The organism is Roseobacter sp. HKCC-CH-9208 (genome assembly GCF_037805125.1).
In the GTDB taxonomy this organism is placed as follows: domain Bacteria; phylum Pseudomonadota; class Alphaproteobacteria; order Rhodobacterales; family Rhodobacteraceae; genus M30B80.
In genome coordinates this window covers 669,179-687,565 of sequence record NZ_JBBLYK010000001.1, presented here as the reverse complement: position 1 = coordinate 687,565, position 18,387 = coordinate 669,179, and the positions used below count along the sequence as shown (strand labels likewise).

General features: G+C 50.5%; 18 protein-coding genes. 13 read left to right on the top strand and 5 right to left on the bottom strand.

From position 1 onward, the window contains the following. The first annotated feature begins 4 nt into the window (after positions 1–4). Genes AAC621_RS03415 through AAC621_RS03395 form a run of 5 tightly spaced genes read left to right on the top strand, consistent with a single transcriptional unit; the run spans position 5 to position 5,343 of the window. Positions 5–1,069 carry a Gfo/Idh/MocA family protein gene (locus AAC621_RS03415; protein ID WP_340252252.1) on the top strand — a complete coding sequence of 355 codons (1,065 nt, stop codon included), beginning with the start codon at positions 5–7 and terminating at the stop codon, positions 1,067–1,069. A 20-nt stretch (positions 1,070–1,089) separates the two neighbouring features. Continuing rightward, on the top strand, positions 1,090–1,980 hold the full coding sequence (locus AAC621_RS03410; protein ID WP_340252250.1) for an NAD(P)-dependent oxidoreductase: 891 nt from the start codon (positions 1,090–1,092) through the stop codon (positions 1,978–1,980). Continuing rightward, complete coding sequence (locus AAC621_RS03405; protein WP_340252248.1) at positions 1,977–2,699, top strand: SDR family oxidoreductase; 723 nt, start codon at positions 1,977–1,979, stop codon at positions 2,697–2,699. Before AAC621_RS03410 ends, AAC621_RS03405 begins: the two co-directional genes overlap by 4 nt. Before the next feature lie 60 nt (positions 2,700–2,759). Then, complete coding sequence (locus AAC621_RS03400) at positions 2,760–3,611, top strand: DMT family transporter (RefSeq protein ID WP_340252245.1); 852 nt, start codon at positions 2,760–2,762, stop codon at positions 3,609–3,611. Positions 3,612–3,630: 19 nt separating this feature from the next. After that, positions 3,631–5,343: a dihydroxy-acid dehydratase gene (locus AAC621_RS03395; protein WP_340252242.1), complete on the top strand. Its 1,713-nt coding sequence runs from the start codon at positions 3,631–3,633 to the stop codon at positions 5,341–5,343. 73 nt (positions 5,344–5,416) lie between these two features. On the opposite strand, the gene AAC621_RS03390 is transcribed toward AAC621_RS03395, so the two are convergent. Continuing rightward, positions 5,417–6,154: an SDR family oxidoreductase gene (locus tag AAC621_RS03390; RefSeq protein WP_340252240.1), complete on the bottom strand. Its 738-nt coding sequence runs from the start codon at positions 6,152–6,154 to the stop codon at positions 5,417–5,419. 38 nt (positions 6,155–6,192) lie between these two features. After that, complete coding sequence (locus AAC621_RS03385; protein WP_340252238.1) at positions 6,193–7,974, bottom strand: IlvD/Edd family dehydratase; 1,782 nt, start codon at positions 7,972–7,974, stop codon at positions 6,193–6,195. 132 nt (positions 7,975–8,106) lie between these two features. Between AAC621_RS03385 and AAC621_RS03380 the strand changes: the two genes are divergently transcribed. From AAC621_RS03380 to AAC621_RS03370, 3 genes are all read left to right on the top strand, one after another. Next, entirely contained in the window at positions 8,107–8,589 is a 483-nt protein-coding gene (locus tag AAC621_RS03380) for a hypothetical protein (RefSeq protein ID WP_340252235.1), read from the top strand. A 92-nt stretch (positions 8,590–8,681) separates the two neighbouring features. Further along, positions 8,682–9,386 carry an RraA family protein gene (locus AAC621_RS03375; protein ID WP_340252234.1) on the top strand — a complete coding sequence of 235 codons (705 nt, stop codon included), beginning with the start codon at positions 8,682–8,684 and terminating at the stop codon, positions 9,384–9,386. Between the two features lie 14 nt (positions 9,387–9,400). Continuing rightward, positions 9,401–10,165, top strand: a complete 765-nt coding sequence (locus AAC621_RS03370) for an SDR family NAD(P)-dependent oxidoreductase (RefSeq protein ID WP_340252231.1) — start codon at positions 9,401–9,403, stop codon at positions 10,163–10,165. A gap of 16 nt (positions 10,166–10,181) precedes the next feature. Here AAC621_RS03370 and AAC621_RS03365 read toward each other — a convergent pair whose 3' ends face one another. The 3 genes from AAC621_RS03365 to AAC621_RS03355 are packed head-to-tail and all read right to left on the bottom strand — an operon-like array spanning position 10,182 to position 12,802. Continuing rightward, positions 10,182–11,072 carry a phytanoyl-CoA dioxygenase family protein gene (locus tag AAC621_RS03365; RefSeq protein WP_340252230.1) on the bottom strand — a complete coding sequence of 297 codons (891 nt, stop codon included), beginning with the start codon at positions 11,070–11,072 and terminating at the stop codon, positions 10,182–10,184. Positions 11,073–11,098: 26 nt separating this feature from the next. Next, entirely contained in the window at positions 11,099–12,022 is a 924-nt protein-coding gene (locus tag AAC621_RS03360; protein ID WP_340252228.1) for an NAD(P)-dependent oxidoreductase, read from the bottom strand. A gap of 18 nt (positions 12,023–12,040) precedes the next feature. Beyond that, complete coding sequence (locus AAC621_RS03355) at positions 12,041–12,802, bottom strand: SDR family oxidoreductase (RefSeq protein WP_340252227.1); 762 nt, start codon at positions 12,800–12,802, stop codon at positions 12,041–12,043. 170 nt (positions 12,803–12,972) lie between these two features. Between AAC621_RS03355 and AAC621_RS03350 the strand changes: the two genes are divergently transcribed. The 5 genes from AAC621_RS03350 to AAC621_RS03330 are packed head-to-tail and all read left to right on the top strand — an operon-like array spanning position 12,973 to position 18,355. After that, a complete protein-coding gene (locus AAC621_RS03350) occupies positions 12,973–14,013 on the top strand; it encodes an L-idonate 5-dehydrogenase (protein WP_340297405.1) in 1,041 nt (346 codons plus the stop codon). Continuing rightward, positions 14,007–14,609: a LysE family translocator gene (locus AAC621_RS03345; protein WP_340252224.1), complete on the top strand. Its 603-nt coding sequence runs from the start codon at positions 14,007–14,009 to the stop codon at positions 14,607–14,609. The genes AAC621_RS03350 and AAC621_RS03345 overlap by 7 nt, the downstream gene beginning before the upstream one ends. After that, the gene (locus AAC621_RS03340) at positions 14,606–15,796 is read left to right on the top strand and encodes a mandelate racemase/muconate lactonizing enzyme family protein (RefSeq protein ID WP_340252222.1); all 1,191 of its coding nucleotides are present in this window, start codon (positions 14,606–14,608) and stop codon (positions 15,794–15,796) included. The genes AAC621_RS03345 and AAC621_RS03340 overlap by 4 nt, the downstream gene beginning before the upstream one ends. Before the next feature lie 8 nt (positions 15,797–15,804). Beyond that, a complete protein-coding gene (locus tag AAC621_RS03335) occupies positions 15,805–17,181 on the top strand; it encodes an FAD-binding oxidoreductase (protein ID WP_340252219.1) in 1,377 nt (458 codons plus the stop codon). Positions 17,182–17,194: 13 nt separating this feature from the next. After that, complete coding sequence (locus tag AAC621_RS03330) at positions 17,195–18,355, top strand: fumarylacetoacetate hydrolase family protein (RefSeq protein WP_340252217.1); 1,161 nt, start codon at positions 17,195–17,197, stop codon at positions 18,353–18,355. Positions 18,356–18,387 lie beyond the last annotated feature (32 nt).

Genomic DNA, 18,387 nt, shown 5'->3' with positions numbered 1-18,387 from the left:
GATTATGAAAAAACGTCTCCCAATTTGTGTTATCGGAGCAGGATTAATTGGAGCGCGCCATGTAGAAGTGGCGCTAAAGTCTGATTTTGTTGACCTTGTTGCTGTTGTAGAGGCGGATGAAGCCCGGCGGATTAAACTTACAGAAAGCGGCCTGTCTGCTGTGGCCGCCGTAGATGACTTGCCCAAAAATGTTCAGGCTGCTGTCATTGCGACACCAACTCCAGCTCACTACGAGAACTCTATGTCGGCTTTGGATAAAGGGCTCGGAGTGCTTCTTGAAAAGCCCGTGGCGGCAACACTCGGTGAGGCTCGTGCAGTTGTTGATGCTTTCGAAAAAGCTGGCATCCCGCTGGTTGTTGGGCATCATCGGCGCTGCCATCCTTTCACGGTTTCGGCGCGTGAAGAGCTTTCAAGTCTCGGTGATTTGGTTGGTGTTCAAGGTTTTTGGTCACTACGCAAAAATGACAGCTATTTCGACCCACTTTGGCGTCGTAAGCCAGGTGCGGGCCCTCTTATGATAAATTTGATCCACGAAATCGATTTACTAAACTTTTTAATTGGTGAAATCAGTGAGGTAACTGCACTGACTTCATCTGCTCGCCGCAAGTTAGAAATCGAAGACACCGCTTCATTGGCGTTGAGATTTGAAAATGGAGCTTTAGGATCTTTTTTAATCTCTGATGCTGGGGCTTCGCCTTGGAGTTTTGAGGCAGGAACGTTCGAAAATCCAAATATTGCAGGGACAGGTCAGGACTATATTAAGATCTCTGGTACAAGAGCTTCGATGGAGTTTCCGTCACGTAAGATTTGGAGGGCCGATTACTCTGGTGAAGTTGAATGGGGACGGGGTCTGTCTCAATTTGAAGCGCCTGCTTATAGTTCTATTGATCCGATCCTTGCTCAGATGGAGCGGTTCGCTGCGGTTATAGATGGTGCACATGATGATGTCCTGTGCACTGGATCCCAAGGTATTCTGGCGATGGAAATGACGCTTGCTACGGCCTTGTCGGCAAAGCTCGGAAAGCCTGTATCTCGTGGCGAGGTTCCCCAAGATTTCCGTGGTATTTGAAAAGATAAAAGGTAGAGCACATGGCTGAACACATTGGATTTATTGGACTGGGTCTTATGGGGCGAGCGATGGCTTCCCGCCTCTTGGCAGCGGGCCATCCTGTAACGGTTTTGGGGCACAAAGATCGTAGTGGGATCGAGGAAGTCGCTGCAAAAGGCGCGGTTGAAGCGCTAGACGCTGCAAGTCTAACAGCGTCGGTCGATATTGTGATGCTTTGCATGGGTACTTCGGCACAAGTAGAAGCGCGAATTTTTGGCGAGGCCGGTGTGCTTGCGGGCGCAAAGCCTAATCAAATTGTGATTGATTTCGGCACCTCGCTGCCGGCGTCCACACTAAAGATCGGAGCGGCTTTGGAAGAGAAAGGCGCGATTTATCTTGATGCACCTTTAGGGCGCACCCCTGCCCACGCCTATGATGGCAAATTAAATATTATGTGTGCCGGCGACGAAGATGCTTACACACGCGTGAAGCCGGTTCTTGACGTCTTGGGTGAAAATGTTTTCCATTTAGGCAAGCTTGGGAATGGTCACACAATTAAGTTGATCAACAATTACTTTGCCATGACTACGGCGATTTCTATGGCAGAGGCTTTTGCTCTCGCCGATGAGGCGAAAATCGCGCGTCAATCTCTTTATGAGGTGATGGCGGCAGGACCAAACCATTCAGGTATGATGCAATTTGTTCGAAATTACGCCACCGAAGGGCAGATCGATCTGGCGTTCTCAGCACAAAATGCAGCTAAGGATGTCGGCTATTATCGACAAATGGCCCAAGATTTAGGCCTTAATAGCCGTATGTCAGGTGCAGCTAACGCCACGCTTGCCGAAATTGTTGAAGGTGGCGCAGGGGGTTTAATGGTCCCGCAGATTGTGGACTGGATGGTTGAAAATTTGAGAAGGAAATCATCATGAGATTACAAGGTAAGCGCGTATTTGTAACTGCTGCCGGGCAGGGGATTGGACGGGCCAGTGCCCTGGCTCTTTCGCGTGAAGGCGCACACGTCATTGCCACGGATTTACATGATAAATTTCTGGCTGACTTAAATGTCGCGGAAGCTTTTGCACTTGATGTTCTTGATAAAGCTGCTCTGGTTGCAGCAGTGACAAAAGCACAGCCAGATGTTTTGGTGAATTGCTCTGGGATTGTGCATTCTGGTACGATTGAGCAAGCAACCGATGAAGATTTTGACTTGGCGATGAACTTGAACGTGCGGGCTCATTTTCACGCAATCCAAGCCGCTGTTCCTGGGATGTTAGAGCGCGGTCATGGAGCCATTGTGAACATCGCATCGGTATGTTCATCTCTCCGCGGTCTTCCCAACCGCTTTATTTATGGGACATCTAAAGGCGCAACTATTGCCCTAACCAAACAGGTTGCCGCCGATTATGTTACGCGCGGTATTCGTGCGAATTGTATTGCACCTGGCACTGTAGATACGCCAAGTTTACAAGGCCGTTTGCATGCAACAGGTGATTACGATCAGGCGATGAAAGATTTTGTTGCGCGACAGCCAATGGGAAGACTCGGTACCGCGGATGAAATTGCAGAGCTTGTGGTATATCTTTCCTGCGACGAAACGAAGTACATGACCGGTCAATGCGTCGCCATTGACGGTGGCATGACGATGTAATTCATCAAAATGACCGTCCCGGAGCCCAGAGAGCATCGAGTTTTTGCTGGCGTGCTGGCTATGGCCCTAGCAGTGATATTTTTCACTGGCATTGATACGTCTGCAAAATGGTTGAGTATAGTTGGCATTCCTGTTTTACAGATTGTCTTTGTTCGATACGCAGGACACTTTTTGATTTCACTAATAATTTATGTGCCGCGTGAAGGGTTTCAGGTGTTTCATTCCAACGCGCCAAAGCGTCAAATATTGCGCTCTTGCGCTCTTTTCATGGGCACTGTTTTGAACTTTCAAGCTCTAAAATTTCTTCCCATTACCGTGACTACGACGATTTCTTTTGCTGGACCCATTGTAATAACCTTAATGGCTATCCCAATCCTTGGTGAAAAGGTGGGTTTGCGTCGAATTATTGCAGTGTGTGTTGGTTTTGTTGGGGTTCTTCTGGTGGTTCAGCCGTGGGGGCAATCGTTTCATCCAGCAATGCTTCTAAGCTTATGCGTTTTATTGATGGCTTCGACATATTTCATCATGACCCGGCTGTTAGCCGGTATAGAGAGGAATGCAACACAACAGGTATGGTCCAGCGGAATTGCTACAATAGTGCTAGCGCCATTTGCCTTAAATGTTTGGGTATGGCCAAACAACGGCGTTGACTGGGCCGTCCTAGGCATAATTGGTTTCTGCGGCGCTATGGGCCATATTGCGGTTACCACTGCCCATCGTTGGGCTGACGCATCAATTCTAGCTCCGCTGATCTACACACAGGTTTTTTGGGCTGCGTTGGTAGGTGTAGTAATTTTCAACACATATCCAACGGTTTGGACTTTAGCCGGGGCTGCAGTTATCATCGCTTCTGGTCTCTATATTTGGCGAAGAGAACGTTACAAAAAAGTGCAGGCCAATCTCGTTGGATAAGACTTCTTTTGGGGTGATTATGTCAAAAGAGAAAAAAGTCGGCTTCAGTAAGGGACTTACCAATTACGGTGACCAAGATTTCTCATTGTATTTGAGGAACTCATTTGCGGCCTCAATGGGATACTCAAAAGAGGTTTTGAAAAAGCCTATTGTTGGAATAGCCAATAGCTATTCGGGATTTAACAATTGCCATCGGCATTTCCCTGAATTGCTTGAGGCGGTTAAGCGGGGCGTTCTTCTAGGAGGGGGACTGCCCATTGAGTTTCCGACCATATCGCTCGGCGAGGTTTTTCTTAATCCGACTAGTCTGAAATTTAGAAATTTGATGTCGATGGACGTCGAGGAAATGATAAGAGCTCAGCCAATGGATGCCGTTGTGTTGATGGGGGGCTGCGACAAAACTGTGCCGGCTCAATTAATGGGTGCGGCTTCAGCAAATTTACCGGCAGTTCAGCTGGTTGGTGGTCCAATGATGACTTCCCGCTATGGTGAAGAAAGGCTAGGAGCTTGCACCGATTGTCGCAGGTTTTGGGCTAAGTACAGGTCTGGTGATGTCTCAAAAGACCAAATCGATGATATTGAAGGTCGGCTAGCCACTACTGCAGGCAGTTGTGCAGTTATGGGCACTGCCTCAACAATGGCTTGTGTTGCTGAAACTCTAGGAATGACCATTCCTGGTACGGCCGCTATACCCGCGGTGCATGCGGATCGCCTTAGAGCGGCTGAAGCGTCTGGTTTGGCCGCGGCGCGGATGGTTGAAAAACCCATACTTCCTAGTGAAATCATAACTGAAAAATCCGTTGAAAACGCAATCAGGGTTTTGCTCGCGCTAAGCGGCTCAACCAATGCCATAGTGCACCTAACTGCCGTTGCTGGTCGGCTAGGGATAAACGTTTCTTTAGAGCGATTGAACGAGCTATCGGATACGACACCAGTCCTCGTTAATCTAAAGCCTATGGGCTCACATTACATGGAAGATTTTTTCTTCGCGGGTGGGATGGGAGCTGTACTTCGCGAATTACGTCCCCTGCTACACTTGGATACAATTAGTGTGACCGGTGAAACGCTTGGCGATCGATTGGAGACAGATGACGGCTACATAGATACGACGGTTATAGCACGTGCACAGGAGCCGTTAGAGCCAGAAGGCGGGTTGATTGCTCTTTTTGGAAATTTAGCTCCAAATGGTGCAATATTAAAGCGGGCTGCGGCCGACAAAAATCTCTTTGAAGCAGAGGGCCGTGCCGTTGTTTTTTCCTCTCTCGAAGATTTAGCTGCAAGAGTTGATGATCCAGATTTAGATATTTCTAGCGATGACTTTATGGTTCTACAAAATGCAGGGCCAAAAAGTGACTCTGGGATGCCTGAAGCGGGGTATTTACCTATTCCTAAAAAGCTCAGCAAATTGGGTGTGAAAGATATGGTGCGGATATCTGATGCCCGAATGTCTGGAACTGCTTTCGGTACTATTGTGCTTCATGTGTCTCCTGAAGCAGCCATAGGAGGTCCGCTATCACTCGTGCGAAATGGAGATCGCATTCGCATTTCTGTGTCCAACAAGCGTATTGATTTGTTGGTCGATGAAAAGGAATTAGATAAGCGTCGGTCAGAATGGGTATCTGATCTCGAAGAGCCTGAGAATTTGCGTGGATATAATAAGCTCTATGCTACCGAAGTCACACAGGCAGAACAGGGTTGTGATTTCGAATTTCTTAAGCCGGTAAAACGATAGCGGAAAAAGAGTGACTTCGCGCTTACAGCGTTAGGTGGTGAGTGGAAGGGCGGTTCTCCCTTCCACTAATAATTTAGCCACGTCCAATATATGGCATATTCGTAGCCATGACTGTCATAAACTGGACATTGGCCTCCAAAGGAAGATTTGCCATATGAAGCACGGATGTTGCGACATTAGACACATCCATGACCGGCTCTACTTCGATACTTCCATCAGCTTGCGGTACACCTTTTGTCATTTTTCTGGCCATGTCGGTAAGTGCGTTGCCGATGTCAACTTGCCCGCAAGCAATGTTGAATGGACGTCCGTCAAGGCTGATTGAGCGAGTAAGACCGGTAATCGCGTGTTTTGAAGCTGTATAAGGCGCAGAGCCCCAACGTGGTACATAGGCAGACACAGATCCATTGTTGATAATGCGGCCGCCCTGTGGCGATTGATGTCGCATGATCCTAAAAGCGGCGCGGGCCACAATGAAGCTGCCTGTAACGTTGATATCAATAAGATTACGCCAGTCATCCACTGAAAGTTCGTCGATTGGCGCGCCTCCGAGGCTCACGCCGGCATTGTTGAATACGGCGTCCAATCGTCCCCATGCCTCGTAGGCAGTGTTAAACGCACTTTCTACTTGGGTTTCGTCAGTGACATCACATGGTAAAATAAGTGTATTTTTATTTTTTGCCGCGGTTTCTTCCAAAGCGGCGGATCTGCGGCCAATTAAGCCGACTTGCCATCCATTGGCGAGGAAATGTTGCGCTGTGGCGCGTCCGACACCGCCGCCGCCGCCTGTAATGATAATAGTTTTGGACATATTAGGCCTCCTTGTTCGATTGATCTTATGCGGTGGCTTCAGTGATTGTCCCTGGGTAGATCACGCCCAATCTTCTGATAGGCAGTCGCTAATTCTAAGCAACCTCCATCGGCTAGCTGGCCCACATGAGTACGATAAATTTCCTGCCATGGGGTTTGATGATGTAACTCAGGAGGGATCCAAGCATCAATTCTGGCTTGCCACTCGGCATCATCAACTAATGCGTGCAATGTTGAACTGTTGAAATCCAATCTTACCCGGTCGCCTGTCTTTAGATAGGCAAGGCCACCTCCAACTACGCTTTCTGGCGAAGCGTTCAGGATTGATGGGCTCTCAGATGTACCTGATTGACGGCCATCTCCCACGGTCGGCAAGTGGCTGATACCTTGACGAATGATGTGATCAGGTGGCTGCATGTTCACAACTTCCGCTGAGCCAGGATAGCCAACGGCGCCAACGCCACGTATAAACATGATGGTGTGCTCATCGATGCCCAAAGAGGCTTCATTAACTCGTTCGTGATAATCTTCAGGGCCCTCAAAAACCACTGCCTTAGCCTCAAATACGCCCTCATTCCCGGGTTCTGAGAGGAAGCGCTTGCGAAAGTCTTCCGAAATCACAGAGGTTTTCATTAAAGCTGAGTCAAACAGGTTACCTGAGAGCACCTTAAAGCCTGCATTTTTACGCAGTGGTTTTTCATAAGTCGTAATTACGCTGTGGTCACGAGAGACCTGACCTTCCAGGTTTTGGCCCATACTTTTACCTGTCGCAGTAATTACATCTTCATGAATGCGGCCTGCCTTTTGTAGTTCTCCCATAACAGCAGGAACACCGCCGGCTCTGAAAAAGCTTTCCCCCAAATACTCGCCTGCTGGCTGCATATTAAGCATTAGTGGTACGTCATAGCCGATCTTTTCCCAGTCCCGTACGTTAAGTTCTACACCTATGTGACGGGCAACCGCCTGCAAATGAGGTGGAGCATTGGTCGAACCACCAATCGCCGCATTAACGACGATAGCATTTTCAAAAGCTTTGCGCGTCATGATGTCGGAAGGTTTTAGATCCTCATGAACCATTTGTACAATTCGCTTGCCTGTTTCGTAAGCCATTGTCATCCGCTCACGAAATGGTGCAGGAATAGCCGAGTTTCCAGTCAGAGACATTCCCAAGGCTTCAGCCATGGCATTCATAGTCGAAGCTGTTCCCATGGTATTGCAATGCCCGAGTGAAGGCGCTGACGAGCATACCCGCGACATGAACTCTTCGTAGTCTATCTCACCAGCAGCAAGCAGGCGACGGCTTTCCCATACGATCATGCCGGAACCCGCTCGCTTTCCATTCCACCAACCGTCAAGCATTGGTCCGCCATTAAGCGCGATTGCTGGCAAATCGACAGTGGCTGCTCCCATCAACATTGCTGGGGTTGTTTTGTCACATCCTGTGGTTAACACCACTCCGTCGATAGGATAACCATGCAAAACCTCTACCAACGAAAGATATTGCAGGTTGCGATCAAGCGCTGCAGTTGGCCTCTTGCCTGTTTCCTGAATTGGATGGACAGGAAATTCCATTGGAACCCCGCCTGCCTCACGAATGCCTTGTTTGATCCGTTCCATCAGGAAAACATGTATCTTATTACATGGTGCCAGATCAGATCCCGTTTGAGCGATGCCAATGATTGGACGCTCACTTTGTAATTCTTCGCGTGAAAACGTCGAGTTCTGATAACGCTCAACATAGAGAGCAGTCATCCCCGGGTTGTTGGGGTTATCAAACCACTCTTGTGAGCGGAAACGTTTGTTGGCGCGAGTGTCAGACATTGTAATCTCCTGATCGAGCGGCTTCGCTGGGGTTAGCCGCTCTAATAAAGTCAAACGTCAAAGTGTTCTTGTTATACAAAATGCAAATGGTATACCAAATGCAAGAGTAAAGCGTTTGAACTGAGAAACATTATGAAAACGAAATTTTGGTCATTCCTCACAGTGGCCTGCATGCTAGTTTTTTCGGGCCCTGCATCAGCGCAAGATGCACGACTAACACTCAACACGTGCTTGTCTGAAGGTACTCAGGACGAAGAGGGAGTACTGTCGTGCATCAATGAAGCGCTATATCCGTGTCTCACTCAGTCTGAAGATATGAGTTCGGTCGCGACCTTATGTTTTATCGAAGCCCGTGGTCAGTTTGATGAGGGCATCAGTTCTGCGATGTCAGATATCCGCGGCAGAGTTGACGAGCAGTTAATTGCTCTTATGACGATTGGGCTTAAATACGATATGCTCAGCGGTTTGTTGCAGTGCGATCGTTTGGAAGAGCTAGCGCTCGCCTTATCCGAACTATCAGGAGAAATAATTCAAAGGCAAAAAGCACAGTGTCTCGCAACGACCTCTGGTCTTGCATTAGCCAGGGTCACATCACGCGCAGCAGGCCTTGATTGATGGCGTAAAAGCCACTCAAGTCGCTTGCCTGTATATTGATTAGTTAGAATGAAAAAAGTTTGATTGGCTGTTTTACAACAGGAGAAAATAACGTGATTTTTGAACCACCAATTTTGACTATTTGTGAGAACTTCAAGCGCCCATCCTCAGCACAAATTGCTGCTTTTAAGAATATACCTACCGGCTATGTCTGTGACGCCATGGAGGGGCAGGGTGCGATGGACAGTAGTATTAAGCCCCTTTTTGCAGCTACTCGAGATAAAGATCTTTACACCACCGTGGGGGTGGCACTTGTCGCTGAAAATGGCCCAGCAGAAATTCTTGCCACAATGGGTGCGCTGCATGTTTTGCAAAAGGGAGATATAGTCATTGCTGCAATGCAAGGCGGTAAAAACTGCTCGGCTTCCGGGGATCGCTTCTGTGGCATGCTAAAGAACAAGGGTGCGGCGGGGTTCGTTACAGATGGCGAAATGCGTGATTATGAGGGGATTTTGGAAACCCGTTTGCCAGTTTTTTGTACGGGTCTTAGCCCTAATTCGCCCTATTCCAATGGGCCTGCTCGTGTTGGTTTCGGCGCCATAGTTGGCGGACGAAATGTGCAAAGTGGTGATATTATCGTGGCCGACATAAACGGCGTGGTAGTAGTACCTTTTGCTCGAATTGATGAAGTTATTGCTACAATAAATGAAATCAGCGCAGCTGAAGATGCATTGGATGAAAAAGTCCGCAACGGATTTTGCGAAATGCCCATTATCTCCGAGATGATTAATGATGGGCGCGCAGTAATAGTCGATTAATTAGGGAGTAAGTTATGTCAGACACTGAAAGCAGGATTAACTTAGAGGGCCTTTGTGCGGTGGTGACGGGTGGCGCGCAAGGCATAGGTTATGCTGTAGCATCACGAATATTGCGATCCGGGGCTAGTGTTATGCTTTGGGATATGAATTCGGCACTAAATGATAAAGCGGTCAAAAGCTTGTCTGCGGTTGGGCGGGTTCAGGCTATTGATTGTAATGTAAGCGATTACAGTTCTGTTGAGGCAGCGGTTAATGCAACTGAGACCGCGTTTGGACGCATCGATATCCTTGTGAATAGTGCGGGTGTTGCAGGAGATAACGCGACGGTGGCGGAGTATTCCAATGACGAATTTCGGCGGGTTATAGACATCAATTTGATGGGCACGTATTACACGAACAAAGCTGTGATTTCTGGAATGATAGAACGCAATTTTGGTCGGATCGTAAACATTGCGTCTATCGCTGGTAAAGAAGGCAACCCCAATGCAAGCGCTTACAGCGCTTCGAAGGCTGGTGTCATTGGCTTTACTAAGTCACTAGGAAAGGAATGCGCGAACCACGACATTGCAGTTAATTGTGTAACACCTGCCGCGGCACGCACAGCGATTTTCGATCAGATTACGCAACAGCACATAGATTATATGCTTTCAAAGATCCCACGTAATCGTTTTCTAGAAGTTGATGAGGCAGCGGCAATGATCGCTTGGCTTGTGAGCCGCGAGAATTCCTTTACCACTGCATCAGTTTTTGACCTGTCAGGTGGGCGCGCGACTTATTGAAGGTCCGCGCTCGTTGTCACTGAAACGCACTTTTCGCGCCTGCGCTTTGTTGAGTTTTGAAAATTGAACTGTTGTCTGGCGCAGGTGGCAGGGGCATACGCACAGGCACTGTTTCAAGACGGGGCACTAGGCAGGCTTTGCCTGTGATGATGCGTTCCTGTAAATCTTCCCAAAACCGCCGCTGACCCAATTCGTGGATATACGAAGCGGCACCAAGGATCGGCCATGCGTCTGCCTTGGCGATTTCATAGAACAGAATATAGCGCGGTCTATCGCTGACATTCGGGGCTGAGCCGTGCAGAATGCGGGCGTGATGCACCGTCATTGATCCTGCTTTTCCTGTCAAAGTTACAATCTTGTCGCGCTCAAAGAGTGGGTCATCGGGATTGATCGCGCCCGCGAAAACCCCGTTTATGCCGTGATCCAAAATTGGCCCGCGATGGGTTTCAGGGATCACCATCAATGGGCCATTGGCCGCATCCACGTCCTCAAGCATCAGGCCAAAGGCCAGAAGGTCATCGTTAGTATGTGGATAAAATGCCCAATCTTGGTGCCATTCCACCGCTGCCCCACCGCCTGGTGCCTTGGTGTTGAGCTTAGAAGTGATAATGGCTGTATCGGGGCCAAGCAGGCTTGCCAACACCTCGGTCATGCGTGAATTGCGCAGCACCTCCCAGAAATAGGGATGCTGCTTATGCGGGATTTTGATCCGGGTTAGGCGCGGGGTGTCTGGCCCGTGGCCCTTGTCGAGATCATAAACCGCGTTGCTTTCGCGTACATCGCGGGAGGCCTCAATGAACTGCGCGGTCAAGCGGCGCAATTCGTTTAATTGGGAGGGGCTGACTGCATCCTCCACCATTAGATAGCCATTCTTTTGGTAGGATGCGATCTCGTCTTTGGATAGCATGGTTAGCCTCCTTTTTGATGCAGGTGCTACTTTTTACCTTTGGCTACTTCGGCGGCTAAATCCATTCCGTTTAAGTTGCCAATGTGATCCGACAGCATTGGAACAAAATCTCCGCCTTTTCCGATGGCTTCGGCATGGGTGAAATAATGCCGCGCAGCGGATGCCATGACATTCATCACGCCCGCATCTGTTGCCATCGCATTCACATAGCGGATGTCCTTTGACAGATTCTCAATCGAGAATTTATGCGCATTCTTATCCCTATCGCAGACATATTGCATGAATGTACCAAAGAAGCCTGAGCCAAGACGGCTGGGTGCAATCACTTCGCGAAACGCGTGGGGTGAGATCCCAACTGCTGCGCCTAGAACAGTAGCCTCGGAATAAAGAGCAGCATAAGCGGCTCCTAAGAAATTCATCAAGAGCTTCATCTTGTGGCCTGTGCCCACCTCGCCAATGCGCGTGATGGTGCCAGCCCAGCAATCAATGACCGGATGCACCTGATCAAACAGTGCAGCATCGCAGCCCAACATCGCGTCAAGCATCCCTTCCTCGGCCTCTTTGGGCGTGCGGCCCAAGGGGGCATCCACCATATGCGCGCCAACCACTGAAAGCTTTTCTGCCATAGCCAGCGTTGATGTTGGATCAGCGGTGGTCGTGTCGATCACAATCATACCTTTGCGCGCACCTGCGATGATGCCACTCTCGCCCGTGATCACCGCTTCGACCTGGGGCGAGTTGGACAGACACAGATGGATGATGTCGCATTTTGAGGCCATGTCTTGTGGCGATGCGGCCTCTTTTGCACCCATGCTGAGCAAGCTTTCGACAGGCGCGCGGTTGCGGTTGCCCAAGATCCAAAGTTCATACCCGCCCTTTAGGATATTTTTCGCCATCCCATGGCCCATGAAACCTACGCCGATAAAACCGATAACGGGTTTTTGTGTCATGATATGGATCTCCCTTTCCTATAGGCTTGCGGTGATGCCGCCATCGACAAACAGCGTGTGGCCGTTCACGAAACTGGATGCCTCCGCAGATAAAAACACGCACGCGCCCACCAATTCATCCACCTCCCCCCAGCGGCCTGCAGGGGTGCGCTTTTCAAGCCACGCGGAAAATTCGGGGTCAGCAACAAGGGCCGCGTTGAGCGGTGTGTTGAAATAGCCAGGTGCAATGGCATTGCAGTTGAGTCCGTATTTCGCCCAATCGGTCGCCATCCCTTTGGTGAGGTTCGCAACCGCGCCCTTAGACGCTGTGTAAGGTGCGATAGAGGGGCGGGCGAGGGCGGTTTGTACACTTGCAATATTGATAATGCGGCCTTTGCCTCGTGCGATCATGTGGCGTGCCACTGCTTGGGCAACATAAAAAACCGAATTCACATTTGTCCGCATCAACCGATCAAAAGCATCGGCTGGAAAGTCCTCTAGTGGCGCACGATGTTGCATCCCTGCATTATTCACCAAAATATCAATTGCACCCTCTTTTGCCTCGAAGGCATCAATCGCTTCGCGCGCTGCGACTGGGTCGGTTACATCAAAGGCTAATGCCAAAACATTTGCCCCTTTTGCGCGTAGGTCTTCGGTAGCCGCATGAAGGCGGTCTGCATTGCGGGCATTCAGCACAACTTGAGCGCCTGCGTCACTCAGACCTTTAGCCAAAGCGTATCCAATACCCATTGAAGAGCCTGTAATCAAAGCACGTCGCCCGCTTAGACTAAACAGTTTCATTGTTTCTCCTCTGGGTTTTTCGCACCCTGATTTTTGATTGGCTTAGCCGAACCAAGCGCTACTCGCGCCCTTGACATTTCTTGTAAATCCCGCGCTCTATGCTCAAATGGTATACCATTTTTAGGTTGGCGCAAGAGAAAGCCTAACGTTTAAAAAACGAGGATATTGTTGTGGCACAAGCGCTATTCGTACATGGCTCTGGAGACCTCCGCGTTGGGACCTGTAAGACGGCCTGTCCATCGGAAGGTGAAGTGCAGGTTGCCCTGCGCCGAGGGGGGATTTGCGGGTCAGATTTGCATTATTTCAACCATGGCGGCTTTGGCACCGTGCGTCTGCGTGAGCCGATGATCTTGGGTCATGAGGTGGCGGGCGAGATCACTGAAATTGGGCCAGAGGTAACGGGCTTGGCGGTTGGGGATCTGGTTGCCATTTCACCCTCGCGCCCCTGTTTCACTTGTGTTGAGTGTAGGCGCGGATTGCCCAATCAATGCCTTAACATGCGGTTTTACGGATCGGCTATGCCTTTTCCCCATATCCAAGGCGCGTTTCGAGAAGTAATTACAGTGCGCGCAGAAAACTGTGTTAAAGCCGATGGTTTGAGTGCTGCTGAGGCTGCGATGGCCGAACCCTTGGCTGTGGCGCTGCACGCAGTCCGCCGCGCAGGTAACCTGGTGGGCCAGAGCGTTTTAGTGACGGGATGCGGCCCGATTGGCGTTTTGGCCATTATGGCTGCGCGCCGTGCGGGCGCAGGCGAAATCATCGCCACAGATATCAGCGACACGATGTTAAGCTATGCGCGCAAAGCGGGTGCAGATGTCTGTCTGAACACCGCGCGCAACCCAGAGGCGCTAAGCCCGTATGAAGAAGGCAAAGGCACAGTTGATGCGTTGTTTGAATGTTCAGGCGCGCAAGTGGCCCTTGTTTCTGCACTGCTCGCGATCCGCCCCCAAGGTCGTCTTGTGCAATTGGGGATGTCTGGGGATATGCAGCTTCCCATGATGCAGATCACCGCGCGCGAATTACAACTGATGGGCTCTTTCCGCTTCCATGAGGAATTCGCAATGGCTGTGCGGATGATGCAAAATGGGCTGATCGACACGCGGCCCCTGATTACGCATAGTTTTGCTTGGGCGGAATTTTCGGCGGCTTTTGCGATGGCCAATGACCGCACTCAGGCCATGAAAGTGCAATTGGAGTTTGGCCCGTGCTGACTTTTGCGCTTGCTGTCATTTTGCTTATCATCACTCCTGGGCCGGGTGTTCTTAGCACCGCGGGCTTTGGCGCGGCTTATGGGTTCAAGCCCTCTTTGCGCTATGTTCTAGGTTTGTTTATTGGCACAAATTTGGTGATGTTGGCAGTCGTGTCTGGATTAGCGGCGGTGGTCTTGTCTGTGCCATGGTTGCGCGTGGTGCTAATGGGGGCCTCGGTGGCTTATCTGCTCTATCTCGCGACGAAGATTGGTTTTGCAGGCGCAAAAATCGCTTTTATCGAGGCTGCCACTCCGCCAGGCATCTTGGGGGGTATCTTGCTACAAGCGATTAACCCCAAGGCCTATGCCGTCAATACATCGCTGATGACTGGTTTTGGATTTGCGCCCGATAACTTGGTCTTTGAGATTGCCATGAAAATCCTGATTGCCAATGCGATTTGGATTCCTATCCATTTGGCGTGGCTTTGGGCGGGGGTGACGCTGCATCGCCTTGATCTGCCGTCTCGAACGCAGCGGATCATTAATATCTTCATGGCATTGGCCATGCTCAGCGTTGTTGGTTTGGCCCTATGGTCAAGTTTCGGAGGTCAGGGATGAAAATTACCAAATTGGAAACCATCCGGGTTAAGGAACGGCCCAACTTGGTATGGCTGCATGTGCATACAGATGACGGTGTGATGGGCCTTGGCGAAACATTTTTTGGCTCAGGCGCAGTAGAAGCGTATATTCATGAGACCCTTGCACCATTGGTAATTGGTGAGGATCCATTGCGCATTGAGTATCTGGCCCGCAAAGTGGAGGGCTATCTCGGGTGGCGCTCAACAGGCGCTGAGGCGCGGGGAAATTCTGCATTTGATATTGCGCTTTGGGATCTTTGGGGCAAGTCTACAGGCCAGCCAGTGGCGCAGCTACTAGGCGGTTTCACTCGTGATAGCATTCGTACCTACAACACTTGTGCAGGCAATGATTACATCAAAAAAAATGAAGGCCAGACTACCAAGAATTACGGACTCGGTGCGGATGATCGATATGATGACCTAAATGGATTTTTGAATCGAGCGGACGATTTGGCTCAGTCTCTTCTGGAAGAAGGGATTACCGCAATGAAAATTTGGCCATTTGATGCGGCTGCAGAGGCTAATGAGGGATCGCATATCTCGGCTGAAGAATTGAAATTGGCGCTCTCGCCGTTTGAGAAAATTCGCCGCGCCGTTGGTGATCAAATGGATATCATGGTCGAATTCCATTCGATGTGGCAATTGACCCCTGCAATTCGCATTGCGCGGGCGCTTCAACCCTATCAGACCTATTGGCATGAAGACCCGATCCGAATGGATAATTTTGCAGCCCTTTCACGTTATGCTCAAGAAAGCCCCGCACCTGTTTGTGCCTCTGAAACGCTTAATGGAATCGGTGCATTTCGTGATCTTTTGGCCGCGCAGGCAGCAGGCGTCGTTATGTTGGATTTGTCATGGTGTGGCGGCTTGACTGCTGCGCGGAAAATCGCTGCGATGGCCGAGGCAGAGAAACTTCCAGTAGCACCGCATGATTGCACAGGTCCTGTAGTTTTAGCGGCTTCAACGCATTTGTCGCTGTCCGCACCCAATGCCCTGATCCAAGAAAGCGTACGCGCCTTTTATAAGGGGTGGTATGCAGAAATTGTGACAGGTTTACCCGAAGTCAAAAACGGTCAAATTTCTGTAAGCCGTTCTCCAGGTTTGGGCATGGAATTGATACCTGATCTTGATCGCGCTTTCACAACTGCGCGCAGTGTATCGCAATGAGGGATGACATGCGTGATCATTCACAGGCCATTACTGAGCTCAGCGCACTGTTGGGGGAACGCTTAGTTACTAGCGCAGCTGATTTGAACCTGCATGGTCAAAATGAGACCTATTATCCCAACACACCACCCGATGCTGTTGCCTATCCTGAGACGACCGAGGAAGTGTCTCAAATTCTCAAAATTTGCCACGCGCAAGAATGTCCCGTGGTAGCTTATGGCGCTGCATCGTCCTTGGAGGGGCAGCATCTCGCCGTTGCAGGGGGGATCAGCTTGGATATGTCGCGCATGGCGCGCGTGCTGTCCTTGGATGCTGAAGACTTGAAGGTGACCGTGCAGCCCGGCATCACACGCAAATCCCTCAACGAGGAATTGCGCGCAACGGGTTTGTTTTTCTCGGTAGATCCTGGCGCAGATGCGTCAGTCGGGGGTATGGCCGCCACACGCGCCTCTGGCACAACTGCAGTGCGATACGGAACGATGCGTGAGAATGTCCTTGCCCTTGAGGCGGTGATGGCAGACGGCACGATTATCCGCGCAGGTTCAGGCGCGCGCAAATCCTCGACTGGCTACGACTTGGCTCATCTTTTGATTGGTTCAGAGGGAACGCTTGGGATCATCACTGAGTTGACCCTGAAATTGCACGGCGTGCCTGAAACAATTGCGGCTGCCACTTGCCGTTTTCCGAGCGTCGAGGATGCGGTCAATTGTGTCATTTTAACGATCCAGTCGGGTATTCCGATGGCGCGCATCGAATTGGTAGATGAGATGATGGTGCGTGGCTTTAACGCATATGCAAAATCAGATTTCCCCGAAATACCGCATTTATTTTTAGAATTTCACGGCACAGAGGCGGGTGTCAAAGAGCAGATGAGCTCTTTTGCGGATATCGCAAGCGAGTTTGGCTCAGATGGGTTTGAGACAGCCACTACCACTGAAGCGCGCAACGCCCTTTGGGCGATCCGCCACAATTCCCATTACGCCAGTGCGGCCTTAGGGCAGGGCGGCCACATTTGGCCCACAGATGTGTGCGTCCCGATCTCAAAATTGGCCGAGGCCGTGTTGCAGGCGCAACGCGATGCAAAGGCAATGGGGCTCACCGCAACGATTGTTGGCCATGTTGGCGATGGAAATTTCCACGCAGGGCTCAGTGTTGATCCGAATGACTCAGATGAAATGGAGCGGGCCGAAAAATTCACCACGGCCTTAGCTGAAACCGCGCTACGCTTGGGGGGCACTGTCTCGGGCGAGCATGGGATTGGCCTTGGTAAAGTCAAATTCATGAATGCTGAACATGGCGCGGCAGTGGCTTACATGCGGGCAATAAAAACGGCTTTTGATCCGAAAAATATTCTCAATCCGAACAAGATGTTTCCAGCGCATTAGGAAAGGGCAAGGCATGATTTCCACAAAAGATTTTGATCCAAAAGGAACTTATATAGGCCGCGTCTGGCGACCTGATGTGGGGCCTGCGCTTGTTAGGCTTGAGGGAGGGGATGTGCTTGATATCACGAGCCGCGCTTGTCCCACCATGCATGACCTTTTGGAAGGTGAGCACCCTGCGGCGACCGCCCGTGCTGCTAAGGGCGATGTGATATGTGGTCTTGATGATCTGGTTGAAAGCAGCCTTTCCGCTGCGCAAACAGGCGATGCCAATGCTTTGCGTTTTTTGGCCCCACCCGATTTGCAAGCGATTAAAGCGTCTGGCGTGACCTTCGCCGAAAGCATGGTCGAGCGTGTCATTGAGGAGCAGGCGGCAGGCAATGCCGATTTGGCTGACGGGATCCGCGCGCGCGTGAAAGCGGTGATTGGCGACAGCTTGTCCGGCATTGAGCCCGGATCAGAGGCGGCGATGAAGGTGAAATCGGTTCTCCAAGAAGAGGGGCTCTGGTCGCAATATCTTGAGGTGGGCATTGGCCCTGACGCGGAAGTCTTCACCAAATCCCAACCAATGGGATCGGTGGGCTACGGCGCTCTAGTTGGGCTGCATCCGATGTCCAGTTGGAATAATCCAGAGCCCGAAATTGTTTTGGCAATCAATTCTAAAGGCGTGATTGTAGGCGCTACGCTTGGTAATGATGTTAATCTTAGGGATGTAGAGGGGCGCTCTGCGCTTCTTTTGGGTAAAGCTAAAGACAATAATGCGTCTTGTTCAATTGGCCCATTCCTGCGCCTGTTTGATGACAGCTTCAGCCTTGATGATATTCGAGCGGCGGAGCTTTCCATGCGGGTTGTGGGCGAAGATGAATTCGTTCTTGAAGGGCATTCATCGATGACCAAGATCAGTCGCGACCCTGCCGATATTGTGGCGCAGACCATCGGGCGGCATCACCAATATCCTGATGGGTTTTTCTTGTTCTTGGGAACAATGTTTGCCCCCGTCAAAGATCGCGACGCAGTAGGTCAGGGCTTTACCCATCATGGTGGCGATGTGGTTACCATTACTGAAGCGCGGCTTGGATCGTTGCAAAACACTGTGCGACTGTCGACCGAATGCCCCGAATGGCGCTTTGGTATGGCGGCCTTGATGCGCAATTTGGCAGAGCGTAGATTGATTTAATGGGGTCGTCCTTCATCTCTTTGGGTGAGTGT

Excerpts from the sequence above, each read along its gene's own strand:
- AAC621_RS03415 (WP_340252252.1), top strand. The coding sequence starts at position 5 with ATGAAAAAACGTCTCCCAATTTGTGTTATCGGAGCAGGATTAATTGGA.
- AAC621_RS03410 (WP_340252250.1), top strand. The coding sequence starts at position 1,090 with ATGGCTGAACACATTGGATTTATTGGACTGGGTCTTATGGGGCGAGCG.
- AAC621_RS03405 (WP_340252248.1), top strand. The coding sequence starts at position 1,977 with ATGAGATTACAAGGTAAGCGCGTATTTGTAACTGCTGCCGGGCAGGGG.
- AAC621_RS03400 (WP_340252245.1), top strand. The coding sequence starts at position 2,760 with ATGGCCCTAGCAGTGATATTTTTCACTGGCATTGATACGTCTGCAAAA.
- AAC621_RS03395 (WP_340252242.1), top strand. The coding sequence starts at position 3,631 with ATGTCAAAAGAGAAAAAAGTCGGCTTCAGTAAGGGACTTACCAATTAC.
- AAC621_RS03390 (WP_340252240.1), bottom strand. The coding sequence starts at position 6,154 with ATGTCCAAAACTATTATCATTACAGGCGGCGGCGGCGGTGTCGGACGC.
- AAC621_RS03385 (WP_340252238.1), bottom strand. The coding sequence starts at position 7,974 with ATGTCTGACACTCGCGCCAACAAACGTTTCCGCTCACAAGAGTGGTTT.
- AAC621_RS03380 (WP_340252235.1), top strand. The coding sequence starts at position 8,107 with ATGAAAACGAAATTTTGGTCATTCCTCACAGTGGCCTGCATGCTAGTT.
- AAC621_RS03370 (WP_340252231.1), top strand. The coding sequence starts at position 9,401 with ATGTCAGACACTGAAAGCAGGATTAACTTAGAGGGCCTTTGTGCGGTG.
- AAC621_RS03365 (WP_340252230.1), bottom strand. The coding sequence starts at position 11,072 with ATGCTATCCAAAGACGAGATCGCATCCTACCAAAAGAATGGCTATCTA.
- AAC621_RS03360 (WP_340252228.1), bottom strand. The coding sequence starts at position 12,022 with ATGACACAAAAACCCGTTATCGGTTTTATCGGCGTAGGTTTCATGGGC.
- AAC621_RS03355 (WP_340252227.1), bottom strand. The coding sequence starts at position 12,802 with ATGAAACTGTTTAGTCTAAGCGGGCGACGTGCTTTGATTACAGGCTCT.
- AAC621_RS03340 (WP_340252222.1), top strand. The coding sequence starts at position 14,606 with ATGAAAATTACCAAATTGGAAACCATCCGGGTTAAGGAACGGCCCAAC.
- AAC621_RS03335 (WP_340252219.1), top strand. The coding sequence starts at position 15,805 with ATGCGTGATCATTCACAGGCCATTACTGAGCTCAGCGCACTGTTGGGG.
- AAC621_RS03330 (WP_340252217.1), top strand. The coding sequence starts at position 17,195 with ATGATTTCCACAAAAGATTTTGATCCAAAAGGAACTTATATAGGCCGC.